Below are 22,322 nucleotides of genomic sequence, written 5' to 3' on the forward strand. Positions count from 1 at the left end.
CGCGGCCCCTTGAAGAATCGGATGAAGGTGCGGCCGCGTCATGCTTGCGCTTCCCGGACGATATCGACCAGCCCGCGCAGCGCCGTCAGGTAGGAGTGTGGCCCCAGCCCTTGCACGGTGCCGCGCACGGCAGGCGAGATGATCGAATGCGCCCGCCACGCTTCGCGCGCCGCGATGTTCGACATATGCACTTCCAGCGTGGGAAAGGGCATGGCCTTGATCGCGTCGTGCAGCGGCACGCCATGCTGAGTCAGCCCGGCCGGGTTCACGAGCGCGCCTTGCGCGGTGTCGATGTTCTCGTGCAGAAAATCGATCAACGCGCCTTCGTGGTTGGATTGCACCGTGGCAAGCTCAACGCCCAGTTCGCCGGCCAGCGCGGCCAGCCGCTGGTTGATTTCCGCCAGCGTGGTGGTGCCATAGATGTGCGGCTCGCGGCGGCCGAACAGGTTGAGGTTCGGGCCGTGCAGAACAAGAATCTTCATGATGGATACGCCGGTGCGTTTACTTGCGGATGCGTGCGAGTTCGTCGTTGTAGAGCTTGACGATGGCGGGGTCGTAGCTGCCCGTGAAGTGTTCGATGACGGGCTTGACCACCTGCTGCATGCGGGCTTTTTCACCCGGCTCGATCGTGTTGTATTGGATGCCCTTGGCCTGCAATTCGGCCACCGCCTTCTGCGCGGCGTCGCGGCTGACCTTGCGCTGGTAGCCGCGCGCTTCATCCGCGGCTTCGTTCATGATGCGCTGCTCGGCGGGCGAGAGCTTGTCCCAGAATTTCTTGCTGACCAGCACGATGTTCGCGGCGTACACATGGTTGGTCGCGCTGACGTATTTCTGCACTTCGTAGAACTTGTTCGACAGGATCACCGAGTACGGATTCTCCTGGCCGTCCACCGCTTTCGATTCCAGCGCGCCGTACAGTTCCGCGAACGGCATGGGCACCGGGTTGGCCTTGAACGCCTTGAACGTATCCAGGAACACCGGGTTGGGAATGACGCGAATCTTCAAGCCCGCCAGGTCTTCCGGCTTGGTGATGGGGTGCTTGGAGTTGGTGACGTTGCGAAAGCCCAGGTCCCAGAAGCCCAGCGCAACCAGGCCTTTTTCGGGCAGCTTGGCGATCAGCGCTTTGCCCAGCGGGCCGTCCAGCAGCGCGTCCGCCTGACCGAAATCGGTGACCGAGAAGGGCAGGTCGATCAAGCCGAATTCCTTGACGATGCCGGCCAGCGACGTCGATGCGGGCGCCGACATTTCCTGCACGCCGCCTTGCAAGCCCGACTGCTGCTGCATTTCATTGCCCAGCTGCGACGCCGGGAATTCCTTGACCTTCATCTTGCCGCCGCTCTTGGCGGACACCAGCTCGGCAAACTTCTGCACGCCCGCGCTCACGGGGTGGTCGGTGTTGTTCAGGTGGCCGAAGCGGATCGTGCGTTCCTGGATGTCCTGCGCGGTGGCCGTCATGGCGGCCGAGCACAGGGCGCCTACCAAAGCCAAGCGGAAAATGCTGGTCTTCATGGTTGTCTCCTTCCGGTTTTTTTGGAATGTTCTCGATGTCTTGCAAGACTCGGTAGTGGAATGTAATTCCGAGTGGAATAGTTTTCCACCTAGGGTTATCATCCATCACCACACTACTTGTTGAGATGTCATGGCCGGAATCCTCGAACGCGCCCTCGCCGTCATGGAGCACCTCTCTTCCAGGCCGGAAGGTGTTCCGCTTGCGTCCCTGGCTCAAGAGCTCGAGATTCCGCAAAGCGCCGCGCATCGTCTGTTGACCGACCTGTGCCGTTGCGGCTACGTGCGGCAGATGCGTGACCACGGCGACTACGCACTGACGGCTCGCGTGGCGTCGATTGGCCTGAGCTACCTGGCCGCCACCGGCATCGTCGATATCGCGCAGCCGCTGGTGGATCGTCTGGCGGAAACCTCAGGCGAACTCGTGCGCCTGGCAATCGTCGACAACGAACGTCTGACGTGGGTGGCCAAGGCGCAAGGCGCGCGGCACGGCCTGCGTTATGACCCCGAGATGGGCTCGGACGCGCGGCTGTCGTGCAGCGCATCCGGGCACGCCTGGATGCTGACGATGTCTGATGAGCGCGCATTGGATCTGGTCTCGCGGCAGGGCTTCGGCACGCCCGAGGAATATGGCCCCAATGCGCCGACGACCATCACCGCCCTGACCAAGATCCTGCACGCTGGCCGCAAGCGCGGCTACGCCATGATCAATGAAGTGTTCGCGCCGGGCATGACCGCCATGGCCGCGCCCGTGCAGCGCAAGGGCGAAGACGCCATCGGCGTGTTGAGTATTGCCGGGCCTGCGATGCGTTTGACCGAAGCGCGCATGCTGGAGCTGGGCCCGGACTTGTTGGCCGCGGCCGAGGAACTGGCGCTGGCCAGCTTGGCCTCGCCCATGTTCCGCACGCGCTTTCCGATGCAGGGCCGCAATGCCGGGGACGATACCGCTAAGTGAGTAATGGCGCGGGGGCGCCGCCCGCGTCGCCATTCGCCATTCGCCATTCGCCATTCGCCATTCGCCATTCGCCATTCGCCATTCGCCATTCGCCATTCGGCATTCGCCATTCGCCATTCGCCATTCGCCATTCGGCATTCGGCATTCGGCATTCGCCATTCGGCGTTCGGCATTCGCCATTGTCAGCGATTATCAGCGGGGGTCAGCGGGGGTCAGCCGGGGTCAGCCGGGCCATTGCCCCACGTTCCCACGCGTGCTGATCGCAGCAACGGCGACGCGTCCCCCGCTTGCGCAAGCTCGCTTGCTGCGCGCAGCAAGGCGGGCCCAAACTTCTCCATTGCCTTCAACGTCAACCGCTGCGATGGCCCGGCAACCACCAGGATGCCGGTGCTTGCGTAGCCAGGGCGGCGTACGGGCGCGGCCATCGCGCTCATGCCGGCGGCATACACGTCTTGCAGGATGCTGTACCCGCGCCGGCGGTGGCCGTCCAGGCTGGCCAGCAGCGCACGTATCGACGTCGGCGCATTCGGCCCGAAGTCGCGCGGCTTGCCCAGCCCTTGTTCGGTGACATACGCAATGGCTTGGTCCTCGGGCAAGGTCATCAGCCAGGCGTGGCCCGCGGCGCTGCACGACAGACGCAGATCGATGCCCATGTCGGGGTCGTAAAGCAGGCCGGATTTTGCGCCCTGAGCCTTGGCCACCAACGTCAGCCGCTTGCCGTCAACGATGGCCAGCCGAACCAGTTCACCGGTGGCCAAGGCGAAGCGGTCGATGACGGGTTGCGCGATGTCGACCACGCCCGAGCGGCTTAGAAAGCTCAAGCCCATGGAAGCCAGTTTGGTGGTCAGCGCGTATTCACCGCGTACGGGCGTCTGCCGCACATAGCCGTATTTCATCAATTCGTGCAGCGTGCGATGGCATCCGCTGCGCAGCTGATTCAAGTCGTCGGCGATGTTGGCAAGCGCCACGCCGTCGGGGTGGTCCGCCAGGTATTCAAGTAGCGCCAGCGTCTTTTCAATTGCCCCGCTCATCGCCTTCTCCTGAAGATCGTCACGCCGATTATTCAAATTTTGAATTCACTCAATTTTTGAACGGCATTCAAAATTATGCCCTATGCTCGCAGCCGAATATTCAACGATAAGGTCTGCTGCGGCTGTCGATGGATGCGGACCACTTGCCACCACCAAATGGAATAAGGGGTTGGAGATGAAGACGAAGCAATCGCCCGCGCGCGTTGCCGCAATGGCAGCCGCATCCCTGTTGGCGGGCCTGGCGCTGATGGCCTCGGCGGCCGCGCAGGAAGTCAAGACGCGCACCTTGAGGTTCGCCTTCAGCCTGGCGCAGGATCATCCGCTAGGCCAGGGCGCGCAGAAATTCGCGGATCTTGTTGCCGAGAAAAGCGGCGGCAAGATGAAGGTGTCAATCTACGCCAACGCGGTGTTGGGCGGAGACCCGCAGAACCTTTCGGCGGTGCGTGGCGGCACGCTGGATTTCACGTCCATGGCGACGGGCTTGTTGGCCGGCATCGACAAGCGCTTCATGGTGTTCGACCTGCCGTTCCTGTTCAACGATGCGCAAGAAGCCTATGCGGTGTCTGATGGGCCGGTCGGCCAGCGCCTTTTGGGCGGATTGGCGGATCACGGTCTGATTGGCCTGGGTATCTGGGACTTGGGCTTTCGCAACATGACCAACAGCAAGCGGCCCATTTCAACGGTGCAGGATTTTCAGGGCCTGAAAATTCGCGTGATTGCCGCGCCGGTGTATATCGAGATGTTCAAAACCTTGGGTGCCAATCCTGTCCCGATGACCTTTGGCGAAGTCTATGGCGCGCTGGAATCCAAGGCGATTGATGGGCAGGACAATCCCGTGGGCGTCATCCAGTCTGCCAAGTTTGCCGAGGTGCAGAAGTACCTGTCGCTCACGCGTCATATCTACACGGGCATGCCGTTTCTGATGAGCAAGAAGACGTGGGACGGCATGACACAAACTGAGCGCCAGATCATTCTGGATGCGGCCGCGGAAGCCAAGGCGCAGGAACGCAAGATCTCGCAAGCCAAGGAAGCCGTGGCCATCGACGACCTGAAGAAGCTGATGCAGGTCAATGGCTTGACCCCGGATCAGGTCACCCAGCTGCGCGACGCCGTGAAGCCCGTGGTCGATAAGTTTGCGGCAGAGATCGGCCCCGAAGTCATGCAGCAGACGGCCACCGAACTCTCCACGCTGCGGGCCAAGCGCTGATCATGGCGCTGCTTGGAGAAGCCGCCATCGCCATGTGGTGGGACATTTCGCCCGCTTGGCGCGCTGAGTTCGAAGACTGGCATTCCCATGAACACTTTCCTGAGCGGATGAATGTGCCGGGCTTCTTGCGGGGGTCGCGATGGGTGAGCGCGCGGGGAGGGGAAGGGTTCTTCGTTCTGTACGAGCTGGATGCCTACGAAACGTTGAGTTCCCCCGCCTACCTGAACCGGCTCAATCGTCCGACGCCGTGGTCCACGACCCTGATGCCGCAGCATCGCAACATGATCCGCAGCCAGTGCCGGGTGCTGGAAAGCGCTGGCGGCGGCCTGGCCCGTTACGCACTCACCCTCCGCCTGTCGCCGCGGCAGGGCGCGCAAGACGAATTGCGCGCGTATCTGAAGGCGCATGCAGCGTCCGTGTCCCTGCAACCGGGCCTCTCAGGCGCCCACCTGCTGATGACACAAACCCCACCCATCGCCGCCACGACCGAGCAGCAGATACGCGGCGGCAAGGATCAAGCGGCCGACTGGATCTACATCATCAACGGCTACGAAATCAATGCGGTGGCGGCGTGTGACGGCGATGTGCTGAATGCGCCTGAGTTGCGCGACTACGGCGCCGGGGCGGCCTGGTCAGAGGTTTATTGTTTGTCGCATACGTTGGAGGCGGGGTAGGGGGCAGGGGTGAGTCAGTTGCGCGGGCCGCTACCTTTGTTGCGCAGGACTACGCCGCTTCCATCTCATGTTCCGCCGCCAGCGCAAGAAATGCAGACCGCGATAGTTTCCGGGCTCTCGCCACGGCATCGATCCTGTGCACCAGATTCTCGGGCAGGCTGATATTGAGCCGAACTGCCTTGGCATTGACTTTCGACAAGTCGATCTCGACCAGCATCCAGAATCCGCCTTTGAACGCTTTTGTCTTCATCCAGACATCAGGGGCGGTGGGCGGCGAAATGGGTTCGGTTTCACCGAAGAAATGGGCCTCCACGGCTTCTTGGGCCGCTGACGGTAGGCGTTGTAGCGTGGCGGCTGCCGCGTAGCAACCTGGGAAGTCAGGAAAAGACGCGCCGTAGGCGCTGCCCTTTTCCTTGTGGACGTAGATGGGGTAAAGCATGTGGTTCTCCTGGCGGATCGCGCCTACCGCAAGCCTGCCTGCTTGAGGATGCTGTGCGCGGTCGGCGTGGGTAGATCCCGGCGAGGGTGGGGCACGGTGACCTTGCCACGCTTGGTTGGATGCTTGAACTGGTGGTGCGATCCGACGCTGTGCACGTGATACCAGCCATCCGCTTTCAGTCGTTTGATGATATCGGTGCTGTTCATCAGCCCAATGTTATGGGCTACACAATAATACACAATGATCTAGCCGCCATCATCGACATATCTCAGACGGATTCCCATGGCCATCCCATAAGGGCGCATTCAGCCTGCACCTTTATTGTCATCCCCATTGCCCCGCACTTCGCGCACAATGAACCCTGACTCCGCTTTTTCAAGGACACGCCATGACCGCCCCCGATTCCCCCTTGTCCGCCCTGACCCTCAATACCAGCGAAGACGGCCTGCGCTATCTTCAGGGCAACTACGACACCGCCTCCGATATCAACGATGGCAAGGTCTATGTGTCCGTGCAGGTGCTGGCGGATTCGCAAGACAATGAAGCCGGCCTGGCGGCGTTTGAACGCATCATGGCGGATCTGGGCGGCTGGATTGCGCAAGCCAACGCCTATCTGGAAAGCGTTTTCCGATCCGACCCCGAGGCCCTGGGTGCGGACGAATCCTTCGCGCTTCCGGCGGGCGTGCCCGTCGTGGAGGGGCCGGAAGTCATTTTCCATGGCGCAGACGAATGGTCGATTCTTTTCGCAGACGGCGTGTTTCCCATCTGCGAACCCTACGGCATCATGGTGAACATTCAGGACGGTAAGGTGGTGGACTTCACCGACCTGTCTGGCGCCGAGGAAGACTAAGCCGAATCTCGGGTGGCGGGGAGGCCCCCGTGTTGAACGCCAATTTGACGCGCCGCTTGCTACAACCGTGTCTTTGCGATGTAAGGCCTGAAGAAAATGTCTGTTCAAACGCTAAGCCGCTACGGGGTGGCGCTGTTGTTCGCTACGCTGATTGCCGGCTGTTCGTCGGTGAAGCCCGGCGCGTCTGGTGCTGCGTCAAACTCCAGCTCCGCCGCCGCCTCGGAACGGGTGGTTAGCGACAACTGCAAATGGCTGCGTAGCCGGTGCATCTACGAAGGCTCGTATGATGCGGGGGAACGCAATTATGCGGAGCAAGAAGCCAAACGGCTGAACACCGCTGAATTGGAGCGGCTGCGCCGCGCGTTCGCCAAATAAGCGCAATCAGGAGTTAGCTATGGGCGTGCCCGCAATGTCCCGCCGCGACACGTCGCAGGGTTATCTCTCCCGCCGGAATCGTGTCTGCCAGTGTGGCAGCGTGGCCTGCACGCTGATTTATCAACGCGTCACGGCCGACATGTCGCGCCGGCTGTTTCTGGGCGGCATTGCCGCGACGCTGATTCCGTTTACGTCGTTGCGTGCGGCAGACGAACTTGTGCGGCGTCCCGCCACGTCTGACCGCCCCCTGCTGCTGACCAATCTGCGGCTGTTCGACGGCTCAGGCAAGCCGGTGCAGGACGGGGTGCAGGTGCTGATCCAGGGCAACGTGATCACTGCATTGCCCGCTGCCGGTGAAACCGTGGAAGGCGCGCAGGTGATGGATTGCCAAGGCAAGCTGGTGATGCCCGGGCTGATCGATGTGCATTGGCACACGATGCTGGCCGCCATTGCACAGACCACGGCCATGACGGCCGACCTTGGGTATCTCTATATTGCGGCGGCCCAAGAGGCCGAGCGCACGCTGCTGCGCGGCTTCACCTCCATACGCGATGCGGGCGGGCCAGCGTTTGCGTTAAAGCGCGCCATTGATGAAGGCATGGTGCCCGGCCCGCGCATCTACCCCAGCGGGGCAATGATTTCGCAGACGGCCGGGCATGGCGATTTTCGCTTGCGCAGCGAGGTGCCGCGCGGCTCCGACACGCCGCACAATCTGGTGGAGCAGCGCGGCGTGGCGATGATTGCCGATGGCGCAGACCAGGTGCTGCGCCGCGTGCGCGAACAGCTGATGCTGGGCGCGTCGCAGGTCAAGATCATGGCCGGGGGCGGCGTGGCGTCGCTTTACGACCCCTTGGACAGCACGCAGTTCTCGGAAGTCGAAGTGCGTGCAGCGGTGGATGCGGCGGCGGATTGGAACACCTATGTGATGGCGCACGTCTACACGCCCCGAGGCATCCAGCGCACCATCAAGGCCGGCGTGAAAAGCATCGAGCACGGCCAGCTGGCGGACGAGGCCAGCGCGCGGATGATGCGCGACGAAGGCGTGTGGTGGAGCTTGCAGCCCTTCTTGATGGACGAAGACGCCAATACCTACCCCGACGCAGAGCGGCGCGAAAGCCAGCGTTTGGTCTCCGAAGGCACGGTCAACGCCTATGCCTTGGCGCAGAAGTACGGCGTCAAGACGGGATGGGGTACGGACATTCTGTTTAACGCCAAGAACACGCCCAGCCAGGGCAGGCAGTTGGCGAAGATGGTGCGCTTCTATGACCCGCTGACGGCGCTTGCCCAGGCCACGGGCGCCAACGGCGAACTGCTGGGCTTGTCTGGCGCGCGCAATCCCTATCCGCATGTGCTCGGGCGCATTGTTCCCGGCGCGTTTGCTGATCTGCTGGTGGCCGACGGCGACCCGGCCCGCAATCTGGATTTCCTGGGCGACCCGGAGAAGAACCTGCGGGTGATCATGAAGGACGGCAAGATCTACAAGAACTCGCTGTCCGGTTAAAGCGCCGGGCTACGCGCTGCCAGCTGCCGTGATCGCCGGGCTAACCGCTGCCGTGATCGCCGGGCCAACCGCTGCCGTGATCGCCGGGCCGCCCGCTGCCGTGATCGCCGGGCCACCTGCTGCCTGCTGCCGCGTTCTATTCCGCGTTCTATTCCGCCAGCAATTGCGCCGCTTGCAGCGCCAGGCCGTCTGCAATCATGGCCTTGCGCCGTTTGCTGAGCCTGACGAAGCTGTCCTCCAGTTCGCCGTAACGCCGGTCTGAGATATCGGCGCGCGCGGCAACTTCCTGCTTGGACAGTTTCAAGTATTCCCGCCATGCGCGCGGCAAGGGCCAACGGTTCTGGATGACTTTTTCCAGCACGTCCTGTGGGATGGTGCCGTCATCGGGAACGTGCGCATCTTCACTGGCCAAATGCGCCAGGTTTGCATCCTGTTTCGCGGCGGCCGTTAGTAAGTCACTTTGCGCCCATGCGAGCGGCGCTCGAATGAACGGGGCGGTAATCGAATCCGTTGCGGCGTTGCCCGGCAGTTTGGCTTGCAGCAGTTCCAGATACTCGTCGTAATGCAAGAGCACATAAGCGGGCTCACCGTCTACGCGTGACGTTAGCGGGGCCGATTCACGGGGAGGGGCGGGCGCGGTTTGATTAGTGGGGGCGACGGTTCCAGGTGCTTGATCAATATTCCATTTTTGTCCCATTGATAATGCACGTTCCATAAGTGGGACACCGTCAAGATGCGCCGGGAGATACCGCCTGCGTGTGGCAGGCTGGCACTTTCGGGAGAGCTCGCCAACGCTCTGATGGCGTTCAGGATGGCCCGTTGCCCCTTGGGCTCCAGGCAAATCAGCGCTGACGCGGCCAGAGAGGCCCAACGCACTCGGTTCGAAGTCTGGGGTGGCGTGTCCATTAAGGGTGCGGTTCAGTGGCATTCAGTTTGGAATAAAGTCGGGCGCCGGTAAACCGGCGAAAGTTCAGTGCCGAATGTAGTAGCCACCACCGGCCCTGGATATAGGACTGGTTCGATAAGCAAAATTATTTATTGCGGAATAAATCGAAATATAGTTAATGTGTTAGATACTTTCTGTTTTCTTTGTTTGCCTTTCCTAGCGTGGGTTTGGCATAACCCTCACTACACTGCGCGCTCCGTATAGATAGCGAATCCGGATGCTGAACAATGCAGTGGTAGTGTCTATAGCGTCTTTGCTTGCGGCTTGGCCGTCACCGACAATAATGGAGCAAATAATATGTTTGGCGTCGCCAGCCAGCACAAAGATAATCGTGCTGATGCGAAAAGACGTATTTATCCAATGGGAATTGCCGCAGGGTGCGGGATGCATCGGCGCACGGCAAACCAGCGTCAACCGCCTTCGCGCGGTTACCGGAATTCGAGGCTGACCGGCGCGCCCATCGCCTTTTTATAGGCATCCAAGGTGCTGATCATTTTGGCTGACAGCCGAAAGTGCTGCTCCGCATAGGCGCGCGCGCGGGCGGTCACGGCTTGCGCGTCAGCCGGCTGTGCGCGGATCTGCATGATGCAGTCGGCGAATTCCCGGACATTGCCGGGCGCGGCCAGCCACCCGGTTTGACCCGGCGAGATGATCTCGGGCAGTCCTCCCACATTGCTTGCGACCACGGGCAGGCCCGAGGCGAAGGCTTCGGGCACGATACGCGACCAGGCTTCAGTGGCCGATGGCACAAGCACCACATCGGCGGCGTGGATGATCTGGGCGATATCGGTCCGGTGCCCGGCGAACACGGTGTGTTCCGAGATGCCTAGCTCCACGGCCAATTGGTAAAGCTCGTAGGCATAAGGCTGGGTAGCGGGCGTGGGCATGCCGATGACCAGCGCCACCGCGGGCACGCCCTGCGCGCGCAACCGCTGCACGACGCGCAGCAGGTCGGCCTGCCGTTTGTCCGGGCGCAGCATGCCAATCGTGGCGATGACGCAGGCGGCATCGTGCGCGGGCAGCCCCAGTTCGCGCCGGGCTTTTACGCGCGGGCCGGGTGTGCCGCCCGTTTGAAAAAAGGCATCCGCGGCCCATTCCCCCACCACACTGATGCGTTCTTCTGGCGCGAACCGCGCGGCCAGCAGCTCGTGCCTGCCGGTCAGACTGGTCGCGATGACGTGGTCACAGCCGATCTTCCATTCCAGCCTGCGGCGCGGCGAGGTGCGCATCGGCTTGGCGAAGTGGCGCGTCCGCACGACCGTGCACAGGTCGCGGCAGAGCGCCGCGGTCTTGCCGTCGGCGCGGCTGTGGCTGTCGATGACGCTGATGTTCAGCGCTTTGACGGCGCGCCGCAGCGCCAAGACCGTACTGGGCGCGTAGGCGGGGCTGAAGTCGATGTCCACCACGTCCAGGTTGCGCCGCCGGGCTTCATGGTTGACGGCGCTGGCGGCGGGCGCCGCGATCGCCACGCCGTAGCCTGTGCGTTGCAGCCAGCTGGCCTGCTCAAGCGTTCGGAATTCCAGTCCGCCCAGGCTGTGTTCAGCCAGCGTATGAAGAATGCGCATGATGATCCAGTACGTTTTGGCAGGCGTGCAGCACGTCGTCGGGCGTGATGGCGTCAATGCCGTCTTTAGGATGGGGGGGAACGACGGCCGCCGAGTAGGGCCGGTCCCAGAACCATTCCGGATTGGGTTCGTTGAAGATGCCCACGTAGGGCACACAGGCGCCTTGCGCAATGTGCGAAGGCCCGCAATCGTTAGCCACTACCAGCCGTGCGCGCAGCATGATGGCGCTGAGTTCGGAAAGGGTGCGGCAATAGGCGATGGCGAAGTCCGGGCGGCGCATGGCTTCAAGCGCTTCGCGTTCGGCGGCTTCTTGCGGCCCCAGCACGAACAGGAAGCGGGCGTCTGCACCCAGCAAGGGCGTGAGCCGGTCAGCCAGCCGCAGGTAATTCATCAGCCCCCAGCGTTTGAACGCCCCCGCGCCGCCGCCGGGAATCATGACGACGTCGGCACTGGGTGACGAGCGCAGATGCGGGCCGGCCAGCGTTTGAAAACAGCGCCGCGTGGCGTCTTCGGCGTCAAAAGGCCGGTAGGTGGCCAGCAGGCGCAGGTTGGCCAGACCGATGTATTCGGCAGTGGTCTTGCGGTGGCAGTGCGTCCAGATCAGGTCGCTCAAGCGCGCATTGCGAAACCCCAGCCGAATGGCCGGCGGCCGCAGCAGGGTGGCCATGCCGACGCGTTCGCTGCTGTGATGCAGGCTGACGCACATCTGTGTATTCGGCGTCAGGCTGCGCACGGTGTCGCCGAATGAGGCAACGCGCACAAACTCATCAACCCAGGGCACGGCCCGGTAAAAGCTGCCCACGTCGTCGCGCGCCACCACGCGGATTCGTTCAGACGCCCACCACGTTTTCAGCTGGTACAGCGTGGGCAGCGCGACGATCTGGTCGCCCCACTGCGGCTGGCTTCTGATATAGACGACGACTTCCGACACCGCTTCCTCCCGTGCATGGCGCTGCGGTCACGCGACCGCTGGCGGGCAATGTATCGGGAGGGGCGTGGCAACCTTCTTCAATCCATTTAAGAAGTGTGAAGAAGGGTGCGTCGTCGCTTTATAGATTTACACAATTTCCCGGTCAGGGACGGGACCGACCATCGACGGAAGGGTGCAAGTCCTGCGGCGTGTCGACGTCGGCCAGCACGCCGGCGTCGTCCACCGCCAGTTCCGTAACCGGATGCCGGGCCAACAGCGATCGCGCGCCCGTGTCGCCGGACAGCGTGGCGAGTTCCGGCCAGAGCGCGCGGCTGAATGCCACCGGGTGGCCCCGCCGGCCTTGCCACGTGGGCACGACGATGGCATGTTCCAGCGCCGCCGCAGCCACGTGCTGGCAGGTGTCGTGACGCAACCAGGGCATGTCTGCCAAGGCGATCAGGCAAGTTTGTTCGCCCGGCGCCGCCGTGTTCAGCAAGTGGCGCGCGGCGGCCGCCAGGCTGTCGCCCATGCCGTTGGCATCGGGGCCGACGACAAGCACCTCGCACCCCGCTGATGCCAGCAGGGTGCGCAGCGCGGCCTGGTCGGCACGGGTCACGGCGATGGTCCGGCCGGTGGCGGCGCAAAGCGCGGTGGCGGCGGCCTGCGCCACGGACCAGCCCGGCCTGAGTGGTGTGAGCGGCGCCAGTAATTTGTCCTGCCCGGGCGCCATCGCGGCAAAGCGCCGGCCATGGCCCGCGGCCAGCAGCAAGCCCACGCACGCCGTGGCGGGCATTGATGACGATTCGGTAGCGGCCAGAGGATTGGGCATGATTCTTGCCGATGGCGGTTTGCCGATAAGACGCGACAGGCTAAGGGTAAGGGGCCAGCCAGGCTGGCATTGATGAGTCAGTTTCAACGGTGTATGCAGATTTTGCCCCTTTTTCCCGAAAGGGGCCGGTTGTTAGACTCGTTCGACTATCTGGGGGGCGCCGTCATGCAGAGTCTGGATTTACAAGTGCTGTCCGCCATCCGCGACTGGCATCGCCAGGGGCATCGCGTGGTACTGGCCACCGTTGCCGCCACCTGGGGCGCATCGCCACGCCCGCCGGGTTCCTGGCTGGCCGTGCGCGACGACGGCCGAATCGCCGGCTCTGTCTCGGGCGGCTGTATTGAAGATGACCTGATCGACAAGATGCGGCGCGGCGCGTTGTGGGCCGCGCATCCTTACGCATTGACGTATGGCGCCACGCGCGACGAGGCGCTGAATTTTGGCCTGCCTTGCGGCGGCATCCTGGAACTGCTGATTGAGCCGGCCCCCGACATGGCGGCGTTGCAGCAGCTGGATACGCGCCTGCGCCGCGGCGAACTCGTGGGCCGCACCGTCACGTTGAAGGATGGCGCCGCGACGTTGGCGCATGCGGAGCGGGGCGGCCGCTTCCGTTGGGACGGCGCATCGCTGACGACACTCCACGGGCCGCAGTGGCGCCTGCTGTTGGTGGGGGCGGGCGATATCGCCCGGTATGTGGCTCCCATGGCGGTGGCGCTGGAGTTTGACGTCATCGTCTGCGACCCGCGCGACGAATACGCGGCGTCGTGGAATGTGCCGGGTACTCAGCTGGTGACGGCCATGCCCGACGACGCGGTCACCGCCCTGGCGCCCGACATCCGCACCGCCATCATCGTGCTGGCGCACGACCCGAAGCTGGACGACATGGCGCTGCTTGAAGCGTTGCCGTCGCCCGCATTCTTTGTGGGCGCGCTGGGTTCACGGCGCACCAATGCGCACCGGCGCAAACGGCTGGTCGAACATTTTGGTTTTTCGGACGAGACCGTCCAACGCTTGCACGGGCCGGTGGGCCTGGACATCGGCAGCCGCACGCCGCCGGAAATCGCGGTGTCGATCCTGGCGGAGCTGACGGCGGAACGCATCCGGCAAACGGCGCAGATCCGCAGTTTGGATGGCGCGCCTGCCACCTCGCCAGCGTTGCAGGAATGCGGCTTGCTGGCTTTTGCAAATTCATGAAGGGGCTGCCTTGGAAAATTCGCTCGCACTCAAGATCACCCGGCGCAATCTGCTGAAGGCAGGCGCCGTGTCCGCCACCGCAATGGCCACGCCATCAATCGCCCACGCGCAGCAGGCGGCCCAGGCCGGCACGCTGCCCATGTCGTCCACCGTGAACTTGCGCGTCAACGGCACCGCGCGCGAATTATCGCTGGACATGCGCACGACGCTGCTTGACGCCTTGCGCGAGCATCTGCACCTGACCGGCACCAAGAAAGGCTGTGATCACGGCCAATGCGGCGCCTGTACGGTGATGCTGGACGGCAGGCGGGTCAATTCCTGTCTGACCTTGGCGGTGATGCACGAAGGCGCCGAGATCACCACCATCGAAGGCCTGGGCTCACCCCGCGCGCTGCATCCCTTGCAAGCGGCGTTTGTGAAGCACGACGGCTACCAATGCGGCTACTGTACGCCGGGGCAGATATGCTCCGCCGTCGGCATGCTGGACGAAGTGTCCCAAGGCGTGCCCAGCCACGTCAGCGCCAGCCTGACCGAACGCCCGCTGCTCAGCGCAGACGAGATCCGCGAGCGCATGAGCGGCAACATCTGCCGCTGCGGCGCGTATTCAAACATCGTTGACGCCATCGTCGACGTGGCGGGGGGCAAATCATGAAGCCCTTTACCTATGAGCGCCCCCGCACGCCCGCCGAAGCTGCGGCCAGCGCGGCGCAGATGCGTGGCGCGCGCTTCATCGCGGGCGGCACCAACCTGCTGGACCTGATGAAGCTGGAAGTGGAAACGCCCGCGCACCTGATTGACGTGAACGGCCTGGGCCTGGACCAGATCACCGAGACGCCCGAAGGCGGTTTGCGCGTCGGCAGCCTGGTGCGCAATACGGATCTGGCGGCGGACACACGCATCCGCCGCGACTACGCCGTGCTGTCTCGCGCGATTCTGGCGGGCGCGTCCGGGCAGATCCGCAACCGCGCCACCACCGCGGGCAACTTGCTGCAACGCACGCGCTGCCCGTACTTCTACGACACCAACATGCCGTGCAACAAGCGCGCGCCGGGCAGCGGCTGTTCGGCCATTGGCGGCGTGACGCGCCAACTGGCTGTGATTGGCGCAAGCGATGCCTGTATCGCCACGCATCCCAGCGACATGGCGGTGGCCATGCGGCTGCTGGATGCCCAGGTTGAAACCGTGCGCCCGGACGGCGCGGCGCGTGTGATCCCGATTGCGGACTTCTATCGTTTGCCGGGGAACACGCCGCACATCGACACCGCGCTGGACGCGGGCGAACTCATCACGGCCGTCACCTTGCCCAAGCCCGCAGGCGGCACGCACGTCTACCGCAAGGTGCGCGACCGCGCGTCTTTTGCGTTTGCGCTGGTGTCGGTGGGCGCGATTGTGCAGGCGGACGGCAGCGGGCGCGTGGCGATGGGCGGCGTTGCGCCGCAGCCGTGGCGCATGGACGCGGCAGATGCCGCCGTGCCGCAAGGCGCGAAAGCGGTGGCCGACCGGCTGCTGGCCAACGCGCGCCCCACAGACGACAACGCCTTCAAGCTGACCTTGGCGGCGCGAACCCTGAGTGCAGTGCTGGCGCAAGCGAGGGCCTGACGCGATGAAATTCGATACTCCCGCTACCCAAAATCCCATCGATCAATTGAAGATCGTGGGCCATGGCGTTGACCGCATTGACGGCCCGCTGAAAACGACCGGCACGGCGCATTACGCGTATGAACACCACGACACGGCGCCAGACGCCGCCGTGGGCTACGTGCTGGGTTCCGCCATTGCCAAGGGCCGCATCAGCAGCATGGACATCGAGGCCGCGCGGCGCGCGCCCGGCGTGCTGGCCGTGGTCACCGCGCAAAACGCGGGCAAGCTCGGCAAGGGCAAGATGAACACCGCCACCTTGCTGGGCGGCCCCGACGTTGAACACTATCACCAAGCCATTGCGTTGGTGGTGGCCGACACGCTGGAGCAGGCGCGCGCCGCCAGCCGCTTGATTCGCGTGCAGTACGAGCGTGCGCGGGGGGCATTCGATCTGGCGGCGGAAAAAGACGCCGCAGACAAAGCCGGCAAGCCACCGCAGGCGGATCGCGTCGGCGATTTCGAAGGCGCGTTCGCGCAAGCCGCCGTGAAGATCGACCACACCTACACCACGCCCGACCACACCCACGCGATGATGGAGCCGCATGCGTCCACCGCCATGTGGCAAGGCGATGCGCTGACGTTGTGGACGTCGAACCAGATGATCGATTGGGGGCGTAGCGACGTCGCCAAGACCTTGGGAATCTCCAAGGACAAGGTCCGGCTGATTTCTCCCTACATCGGCGGCGGCTTTGGCGGCAAGTTGTTTGTGCGATCGGATGCGCTGCTGGCGGCGCTGGGCGCGCGGGCGGCCAAGCGCGCGGTGAAGGTGGCGCTGCAACGCCCGCTGATCGCCAACAACACCACGCACCGTCCGGCGACCATTCAACGCATCCGCATCGGCACGACGCCAGACGGCAAGATCACCGCCATCGGGCATGAAAGCTGGTCGGGCGATTTGCCCGGCGGCAAGCCTGAAGAAGCCGTGCAGCAGACGCGCTTGCTGTATGCCGGCGCCAACCGGCTGACCGCATTGAATCTGATGGAGCTGGACTTGCCCGAAGGCAACGCGATGCGTGCGCCGGGCGAGGCCCCGGGTTTGATGGCGCTGGAAATCGCCATCGATGAAATGGCCGAGGCCGTGAAGCTGGACCCCATCGAATTTCGCGTCCGCAACGACACGCAGGTGGACCCGGAAAAACCTGATCGGCCGTTCTCGCAACGCAGCTTGATCGAGTGCCTGCGTTCAGGCGCCGAGCGCTTTGGCTGGACGGCGCGCAACACGCAGCCGGGAACACGGCGCGAAGGCCGATGGCTGGTGGGCATGGGCGTGGCGGCGGCATTTCGCAACAACCTGGTGATGGATTCCGCCGCGCGGGTACGGCTGGATGCCGCGGGCCAGGTCATCGTTGAAACCGACATGACCGACATCGGCACGGGCAGCTACACCATCATTGCGCAGACCGCCGCCGAGATGCTGGGCGTGCCGTTGGCGAAAGTCGTGGTGCGGCTGGGGGATTCGTCGTTCCCGGTGTCGGCCGGTTCGGGCGGGCAGTGGGGCGCGAACAGCGCCACGGCCGGCGTGTACGCGGCTTGCCAAAAGCTGCGCACAGCCGTGCTGGACAAGCTGGGTTTCAAATCGGAAGGCGCGACGTTCGCCGACGGGTCGGTGACCGAGGACGGCGGCCGGGCGGCGCTGCTGCGGCAAGCGGCTAGCGACGGCGAGCTGGTGGTGGAAGGCGGCGTGGAGTTCGGCGACCTGGACAAGAAATTCCAGCAGTCCACGTTCGGCGCGCACTTCGTGGAAGTGGCGGTCGACGCCGACACGGGCGAAACGCGTATCCGGCGCATGCTGGCCGTGTGCGCATCGGGCCGCATTCTGAACCCCAAAACGGCGCGCAGCCAGGTGATTGGCGCAATGACGATGGGCGTGGGGTCGGCGCTGATGGAGGAACTGGCCGTGGACCATCGGGTGGGCTTCTTCGTCAACCACGATCTGGCGGGGTACGAAGTGCCGGTGCATGCCGACATTCCATCGCAAGAGGTGGTGTTCCTGGACGAAACCGACCCGACGTCGTCGCCGATGAAGGCCAAGGGCGTGGGCGAACTGGGTCTTTGCGGCGTGGGCGCGGCGATTGCCAACGCGGTCTACAACGCCACCGGGGTACGCGTGCGGGACTATCCGATTACGCTGGACAAGTTGCTTGCAGGGTTGCCGGCGATAACGGATCGGGCGTGACGCCGCGGGAGGCGGCCGGCGATGACATTCGCCGCCACGCCGCCGCCATCCACGGTCATTCGCATCGACGGCCGGGTACTGGCTGGGTGCCAGCCCCCATGGTGAGGAATGGGTGCAGTATCATCCATACATTGCGACATTCCGGCGCACCTAAAACACATGCAAGACGAAGATTTGTATGCAATTTGGCCGCAACATCTGATCCGTGGCGGTGGCCCGCGCTACCGCCAGATTGCAGATTTCATTGAGCGCGCCGTCGCTGAAAACCAACTCCATCCCGGCGACCGCCTGCCCCCGCAACGTGGGCTGGCGCGACGGCTGGGGGTGGATCTGACCACCGTCACGCGCGCTTATGCCGAAGCCGGGCAGCGCCGGCTGCTGGACCCGCGCGGCGCGCTGGGCACCTTCATCGCCCGGCCCGCCGCGCAGTCCACGCAGCTGATCGACCTGGGCATGAACATGCCGCCCGTGCCGCTGGGATGCGACTTGCAAGAGCTGGTGCAACGCGGGCTGGCCAAGGTGATGGACCGCCACGACGTCAACGTGATGATGGCGTATCACCTGGCGGGCGGCGGCCCCGATGGCCGCGCCGCAGGCGCCCAATGGCTGGCGCAGGCGTTGGGCCCGATCGACCCCGAACTGGTGCTGGTCTGCCCCGGCGCGCAAGCGGCGCTTGCCGCGCTGATCCTGGCGCTGAGCCAACCCGGCGACAGCATCATTGCCGAGCCGCTGGTGTACCCCGGCCTGCTCAACGCTGCGCAACATCTGGGCCGCCACGTGCTGGCCGCCGAGGTCGACGACGACGGCATGACGCCCGCCGGCCTGGAACGCGCCTGCCGCGAAAGCGGCAGCCGGCTGGTCTATCTGAATCCCACGTTGCAGAATCCGACCACGCACACGATGAGCGCGCGCCGCCGGCGTGATCTGGTGCGATCGGCATCCGCTTGCGGCGCACGCATCATTGAAGACGATCCGTATCGGCTGTTCCTGGACGACGCGCCGCCGCCCTTGGCCAGCCTCGCGCCTGCGTCGGTGTTTCACATCGCCACGCTAGCCAAGTGCCTGACGCCGGGTCTGCGCACCGCCTTCGTGCTGAGCCCGGATCAAGACAGCCGCACGCGCGTGATGGCCGCCATGCGTTCCTTCGCGCTGATGGCCACGCCGTTAATGGGCGCGCTGACCACGCAATGGATCGTGAGCGGCACCGCGCAGACCGTGCTGAACGGGGTGCGGGCCGAAGCGCAGGCGCGCCAGCGCGTGGCGCGCAAGCTGTTGCCCGGCCCGTTTGGTTCGGCCCCGGTGGGGATTCATCTGTGGCAGCCGCTGCCGTCGCAATGGATGGCGGCAGATCTGGCGCGCGTGGCGCGTGACGAAGGCTTGAGCGTGGCGTCGTCGGACGCGTTTCAGGTGGGCACGGCTGTGATGGGCAATGCGGCGCAGAATGCCATCCGTATTTCACTGGGCGGCGTGAAAGACCGGCAGGCGCTTGCGGATGCGCTGGAAAAGCTGGCGCGGCTGATGCGCCGCCGCCCTGAGTTTCAGCGTGATCCTATCGTGTAGCGCAGGCCATACCGTTACCCGCCTGGCCGCTTTCTTCCAGCAGCCAGTCGCGAAATGCGGCAACGGGTGAGGTCGCCAATTTCTCTGGCGGCGCCAAAAAGTAGTAGCCCGCGCCGGTACTGAATGCCTCATCCAGCGCAGGCGCCAGCACGCCTTGCCGCAGCTCGTCTTCCACCAGGAAGGTCGGCAGCAAGCCGATGCCAATGCCCGAGGCCACCGCCTGAATCAAATGCGTGGTCAGCTCAAACTGCGCGCCCCAGCGCATCGAACGTACGGGCAGCTTGTGCGCATCAAACCAGCGCTGCCACACTGCCGGGCGGGCGGCCACTTGCAGCAGGCTGTGTTGCGCCAGGTCCGACGGTTGACGCGTCGGATGGCTGACCGCCAGCTCCGGGCTGATGACCGGAATGACGTATTCATCCATCAAGCGATACGGCGTCAGACCCGGCCAGTCGCCGTCACCCACGGCGATCACGGCATCAATGCCAGCCAGATCCAGATCGAACCGCGTCACGCGCGAATGCAGGTGGACGAGTATGCCCGGGTGGCGCGCGTAGAACCGGTTCAGCCGGGGCATCAGCCACTTGGCGGTAAAGGTGGGCAGCGCGGCCAGATGAATGTCGCCGCGGCCGGTACGGTGCGAGATCGCTTGCAGCGACGCGCTGCGAATGCGCTGTAGCGCGGCCTCCAGTTCCTTCTGATACCGCATGCCGGCTTCGGTCAGCAGAATGCGCCGCTTCTCGCGCCGGAACAGCGCCACTTCCAGCAGATCCTCCAGCGCTTGCACCTGCCGGCTGACGGCGCTTTGGGTCAGCGCGAGCTCGGTCGCGGCGCGGGTAAAGCTGAGGTGGCGCGCGCTGGCCTCAAAGGCCAGCAGCAGCGACATGGACGGGGTCAGACGGCGCGGATTCATTCTGTAAATACATGAATGGTGGGGCATCAATATACCGCGGCACGCTGGAATATATTGAGATGAATCAATCGTGTTCGGTCAAAGGTCATTCATAAAATGAATGATCTGCATGAGGTTTTTCCGTTTTTCACGCCCCGTCGCCTGACGGAAAATAACGTCTGACTTCAGGAGACAACGATGGATCTGGGTATCAAGAACAAGACGGCGCTGGTGTTGGGCGGTGGCGGCGGGCTGGGCAGCGCGATTGCGGCGTCGCTGGCGCAGGAGGGCGCCAAGGTGGTGGTGGCCGACCTGAACCTCGATGCCGCCACGGCCACGGCGGACAAGCTCCGCGCCGACGGCCTGACGGCGGTGGCCCTGCAGTGGGATCTGCGGGCGCTTGACGCCATCGACAGCCAGGTCGCGTGGATTGAAGCCAACGTGGGCGCGGTCGACATTCTGGTCAACAACACGGGCGGCCCGCCGCCCACACCGTCCTCGGGCCAGACGGCCGATCTGTGGCGCGAGCACTTCGAAGGCATGGTGCTGTCCGTCATCAAACTGACTGACCGCGTGCTGCCTGGCATGCGTGAACGGCAGTGGGGCCGCATCATCACCAGCACGTCGTCGGGCGTGATTGCGCCGATCGCCAACCTGGGTATTTCAAACGCGCTGCGCATGTCGCTGGTGGGCTGGTCCAAAACGCTGGCGCGCGAAGTCGGCAAGGACGGCATCACGTCGAACATCGTGCTGCCGGGCCGCATCGCCACCGCCCGCATCACGTTCCTGGACGAAGCGCGCGCCAAGCGCGAAGGGCGCAGCGTGGAAGACGTCAGCCGCGAAAGCACCGGCACGATTCCGGTGGGACGCTATGGCGACCCCAAGGAATATGGCGACGCGGTGGCGTTTCTGGCCAGCACGCGCGCCAGCTACATCACCGGATCGACGATCCGCGTGGACGGCGGCCTGATCGCCAGTATCTGAACGCCATTGATCTGAACGCAACCGTTGCCGAACTTGGCAGCGACATTGAAGGATGTTGAAGATGAAACTGACTGCTGACGCCAAGGGCGTGTTTCCCATTGCGCCCACGCCGTTCTTTGACGACGGCGCGGTGGACCACGCGTCCATCGACCGCATGATGGATTTCTACCAAGCGTGCGGCGCGACCGGCCTGACGGTGCTGGGCCAGTTGGGCGAAGCGCCCAAGCTGGATTTCAAGGAATCGCTGGACATCGCCTCGCAGGTGATCGGCAAGGCCGGCGGCATGCCCATCGTGGTGGGCGTGTCGGCGCCGGGCTTCGCGTCCATGCGCTCGTTGACGCGTGAAGTGATGGACCGGGGCGCCGCTGGCGTGATGATCGCGCCGCCCAACACCTTGCGCACGGATGACCAGATCGTCACGTATTACCACCAGGCGGTCGAGGCCATTGGCGATGACGTGCCGTTCGTGCTGCAAGACTATCCGCTGACGTTCTCGGTGCAGATGGCGCCGTCGGTGATCCGCCGCATCGTCACGGACCTGGCCTCTTGCGTGATGCTCAAGCACGAAGACTGGCCCGGCCTGGAAAAGATCTCGGCGCTGCGCCGCTTCGAAGCCGAAGGCGCCATGCGCCACATCTCGATCCTGTGCGGCAACAACGGCCTGTTCCTGGACTACGAAATGGCGCGCGGCGCAGATGGCGCCAACACCGGGTATTGCTTCCCCGACATGCTGTGCGACTTCGTCAATTGGGTGGGCGAGGGCAAAACAGAAGCCGCACACGACTTGTTCGACGCGCACTTGCCGCTGTTGCGCTATGAGCAGCAGCCGGGTGTGGGCCTGGCCGTGCGCAAGTACGTGATGATGCGCCGAGGCATCTTGTCCAGTGCGGCGCAACGCCGTCCGGGCGGCGCGTTGACGCCCGCGGCGAAGGCCGAAGTGGATCATCTGCTGACCCGCTTGGGCAAGCATGATCCGCGTGCGAAGAACCTGGTGTAAGGCTGCGGGCGCGCGGCGCAGCCTGATCTACGGCATGTCCCTGCGTGACGCGCCGGGGCAGCGCGTGCAGGATGCGCCGTTGCCCGCGGTGAT

The 22,322-nt window shown here is 64.2% G+C and carries 23 protein-coding genes; 13 read left to right on the forward strand and 10 right to left on the reverse strand.

The window, feature by feature from the left end; translation table 11 throughout:
* Positions 1-38: 38 nt before the first annotated feature.
* Both AC1DB0_RS14420 and AC1DB0_RS14425 read right to left on the reverse strand, forming a co-directional pair.
* Positions 39-482 carry a type II 3-dehydroquinate dehydratase gene (locus AC1DB0_RS14420; protein WP_054427825.1) on the reverse strand — a complete coding sequence of 148 codons (444 nt, stop codon included), beginning with the start codon at positions 480-482 and terminating at the stop codon, positions 39-41.
* A 19-nt stretch (positions 483-501) separates the two neighbouring features.
* A complete protein-coding gene (locus tag AC1DB0_RS14425) occupies positions 502-1,509 on the reverse strand; it encodes a TRAP transporter substrate-binding protein (RefSeq protein WP_342066995.1) in 1,008 nt (335 codons plus the stop codon).
* A 130-nt stretch (positions 1,510-1,639) separates the two neighbouring features.
* Between AC1DB0_RS14425 and AC1DB0_RS14430 the strand changes: the two genes are divergently transcribed.
* On the forward strand, positions 1,640-2,461 hold the full coding sequence (locus AC1DB0_RS14430; protein ID WP_476757181.1) for an IclR family transcriptional regulator: 822 nt from the start codon (positions 1,640-1,642) through the stop codon (positions 2,459-2,461).
* A 212-nt stretch (positions 2,462-2,673) separates the two neighbouring features.
* Here the strand turns inward: AC1DB0_RS14430 and AC1DB0_RS14435 are convergent, their stop codons facing one another.
* The gene (locus tag AC1DB0_RS14435) at positions 2,674-3,492 is read right to left on the reverse strand and encodes an IclR family transcriptional regulator (protein WP_054427822.1); all 819 of its coding nucleotides are present in this window, start codon (positions 3,490-3,492) and stop codon (positions 2,674-2,676) included.
* A 175-nt stretch (positions 3,493-3,667) separates the two neighbouring features.
* Here AC1DB0_RS14435 and AC1DB0_RS14440 point away from each other — a divergent pair, with 175 nt between their 5' ends.
* Both AC1DB0_RS14440 and AC1DB0_RS14445 read left to right on the forward strand, forming a co-directional pair.
* Positions 3,668-4,699: a TRAP transporter substrate-binding protein gene (locus tag AC1DB0_RS14440; protein WP_476757182.1), complete on the forward strand. Its 1,032-nt coding sequence runs from the start codon at positions 3,668-3,670 to the stop codon at positions 4,697-4,699.
* A gap of 2 nt (positions 4,700-4,701) precedes the next feature.
* A complete protein-coding gene (locus AC1DB0_RS14445; protein ID WP_447982224.1) occupies positions 4,702-5,373 on the forward strand; it encodes a hypothetical protein in 672 nt (223 codons plus the stop codon).
* A 49-nt stretch (positions 5,374-5,422) separates the two neighbouring features.
* On the opposite strand, the gene AC1DB0_RS14450 is transcribed toward AC1DB0_RS14445, so the two are convergent.
* Both AC1DB0_RS14450 and AC1DB0_RS14455 read right to left on the reverse strand, forming a co-directional pair.
* Positions 5,423-5,812: a type II toxin-antitoxin system HicB family antitoxin gene (locus AC1DB0_RS14450; protein WP_054427819.1), complete on the reverse strand. Its 390-nt coding sequence runs from the start codon at positions 5,810-5,812 to the stop codon at positions 5,423-5,425.
* Positions 5,813-5,835: 23 nt separating this feature from the next.
* Entirely contained in the window at positions 5,836-6,018 is a 183-nt protein-coding gene (locus tag AC1DB0_RS14455; RefSeq protein WP_175171189.1) for a type II toxin-antitoxin system HicA family toxin, read from the reverse strand.
* 182 nt (positions 6,019-6,200) lie between these two features.
* On the opposite strand from AC1DB0_RS14455, the gene AC1DB0_RS14460 reads away from it, so the two are divergent.
* The 3 genes from AC1DB0_RS14460 to AC1DB0_RS14470 all read left to right on the forward strand — a co-directional run bounded on the left by AC1DB0_RS14460 (position 6,201) and on the right by AC1DB0_RS14470 (position 8,538).
* Positions 6,201-6,662: a hypothetical protein gene (locus tag AC1DB0_RS14460; RefSeq protein ID WP_476757183.1), complete on the forward strand. Its 462-nt coding sequence runs from the start codon at positions 6,201-6,203 to the stop codon at positions 6,660-6,662.
* Positions 6,663-6,758: 96 nt separating this feature from the next.
* On the forward strand, positions 6,759-7,037 hold the full coding sequence (locus AC1DB0_RS14465) for a hypothetical protein (RefSeq protein ID WP_054427817.1): 279 nt from the start codon (positions 6,759-6,761) through the stop codon (positions 7,035-7,037).
* 19 nt (positions 7,038-7,056) lie between these two features.
* Positions 7,057-8,538, forward strand: a complete 1,482-nt coding sequence (locus AC1DB0_RS14470; protein ID WP_476757184.1) for a metal-dependent hydrolase family protein — start codon at positions 7,057-7,059, stop codon at positions 8,536-8,538.
* Between the two features lie 148 nt (positions 8,539-8,686).
* On the opposite strand, the gene AC1DB0_RS14475 is transcribed toward AC1DB0_RS14470, so the two are convergent.
* The 4 genes from AC1DB0_RS14475 to AC1DB0_RS14490 form a co-directional block, all read right to left on the reverse strand.
* Positions 8,687-9,253 (reverse strand): hypothetical protein, encoded by a 567-nt coding sequence (locus tag AC1DB0_RS14475; protein WP_476757185.1) that lies wholly within the window; start codon positions 9,251-9,253, stop codon positions 8,687-8,689.
* A 659-nt stretch (positions 9,254-9,912) separates the two neighbouring features.
* Positions 9,913-11,049 (reverse strand): glycosyltransferase family 4 protein, encoded by a 1,137-nt coding sequence (locus AC1DB0_RS14480; RefSeq protein ID WP_476757186.1) that lies wholly within the window; start codon positions 11,047-11,049, stop codon positions 9,913-9,915.
* Positions 11,024-11,980 (reverse strand): glycosyltransferase family 9 protein, encoded by a 957-nt coding sequence (locus AC1DB0_RS14485; protein WP_175171193.1) that lies wholly within the window; start codon positions 11,978-11,980, stop codon positions 11,024-11,026. The genes AC1DB0_RS14480 and AC1DB0_RS14485 overlap by 26 nt, the downstream gene beginning before the upstream one ends.
* Positions 11,981-12,122: 142 nt before the next feature.
* On the reverse strand, positions 12,123-12,788 hold the full coding sequence (locus AC1DB0_RS14490; RefSeq protein WP_476757187.1) for a nucleotidyltransferase family protein: 666 nt from the start codon (positions 12,786-12,788) through the stop codon (positions 12,123-12,125).
* A 165-nt stretch (positions 12,789-12,953) separates the two neighbouring features.
* Between AC1DB0_RS14490 and AC1DB0_RS14495 the strand changes: the two genes are divergently transcribed.
* From AC1DB0_RS14495 to AC1DB0_RS14515, 5 genes are all read left to right on the forward strand, one after another.
* On the forward strand, positions 12,954-13,982 hold the full coding sequence (locus AC1DB0_RS14495; RefSeq protein ID WP_476757188.1) for an XdhC family protein: 1,029 nt from the start codon (positions 12,954-12,956) through the stop codon (positions 13,980-13,982).
* Between the two features lie 10 nt (positions 13,983-13,992).
* Positions 13,993-14,634 carry an aldehyde dehydrogenase iron-sulfur subunit PaoA gene (gene paoA, locus AC1DB0_RS14500; RefSeq protein ID WP_054427812.1) on the forward strand — a complete coding sequence of 214 codons (642 nt, stop codon included), beginning with the start codon at positions 13,993-13,995 and terminating at the stop codon, positions 14,632-14,634.
* On the forward strand, positions 14,631-15,581 hold the full coding sequence (locus tag AC1DB0_RS14505) for an FAD binding domain-containing protein (protein ID WP_342066987.1): 951 nt from the start codon (positions 14,631-14,633) through the stop codon (positions 15,579-15,581). The genes paoA and AC1DB0_RS14505 overlap by 4 nt, the downstream gene beginning before the upstream one ends.
* 4 nt (positions 15,582-15,585) lie before the next feature.
* Positions 15,586-17,796: an aldehyde oxidoreductase molybdenum-binding subunit PaoC gene (gene paoC / locus AC1DB0_RS14510; protein WP_476757189.1), complete on the forward strand. Its 2,211-nt coding sequence runs from the start codon at positions 15,586-15,588 to the stop codon at positions 17,794-17,796.
* 159 nt (positions 17,797-17,955) lie between these two features.
* Positions 17,956-19,356 (forward strand): aminotransferase-like domain-containing protein, encoded by a 1,401-nt coding sequence (locus AC1DB0_RS14515; protein ID WP_476757190.1) that lies wholly within the window; start codon positions 17,956-17,958, stop codon positions 19,354-19,356.
* Here the strand turns inward: AC1DB0_RS14515 and AC1DB0_RS14520 are convergent.
* On the reverse strand, positions 19,346-20,269 hold the full coding sequence (locus AC1DB0_RS14520; protein WP_427947369.1) for a LysR substrate-binding domain-containing protein: 924 nt from the start codon (positions 20,267-20,269) through the stop codon (positions 19,346-19,348). The genes AC1DB0_RS14515 and AC1DB0_RS14520 overlap by 11 nt on opposite strands.
* Positions 20,270-20,446: 177 nt before the next feature.
* Between AC1DB0_RS14520 and AC1DB0_RS14525 the strand changes: the two genes are divergently transcribed.
* On the forward strand, positions 20,447-21,232 hold the full coding sequence (locus AC1DB0_RS14525; RefSeq protein WP_054427807.1) for an SDR family oxidoreductase: 786 nt from the start codon (positions 20,447-20,449) through the stop codon (positions 21,230-21,232).
* 61 nt (positions 21,233-21,293) lie between these two features.
* A complete protein-coding gene (locus AC1DB0_RS14530; protein ID WP_427947374.1) occupies positions 21,294-22,229 on the forward strand; it encodes a dihydrodipicolinate synthase family protein in 936 nt (311 codons plus the stop codon).
* Positions 22,230-22,322: the final 93 nt, after the last annotated feature.

It is taken from the genome of Achromobacter sp. 10T422 (assembly GCF_056394065.1).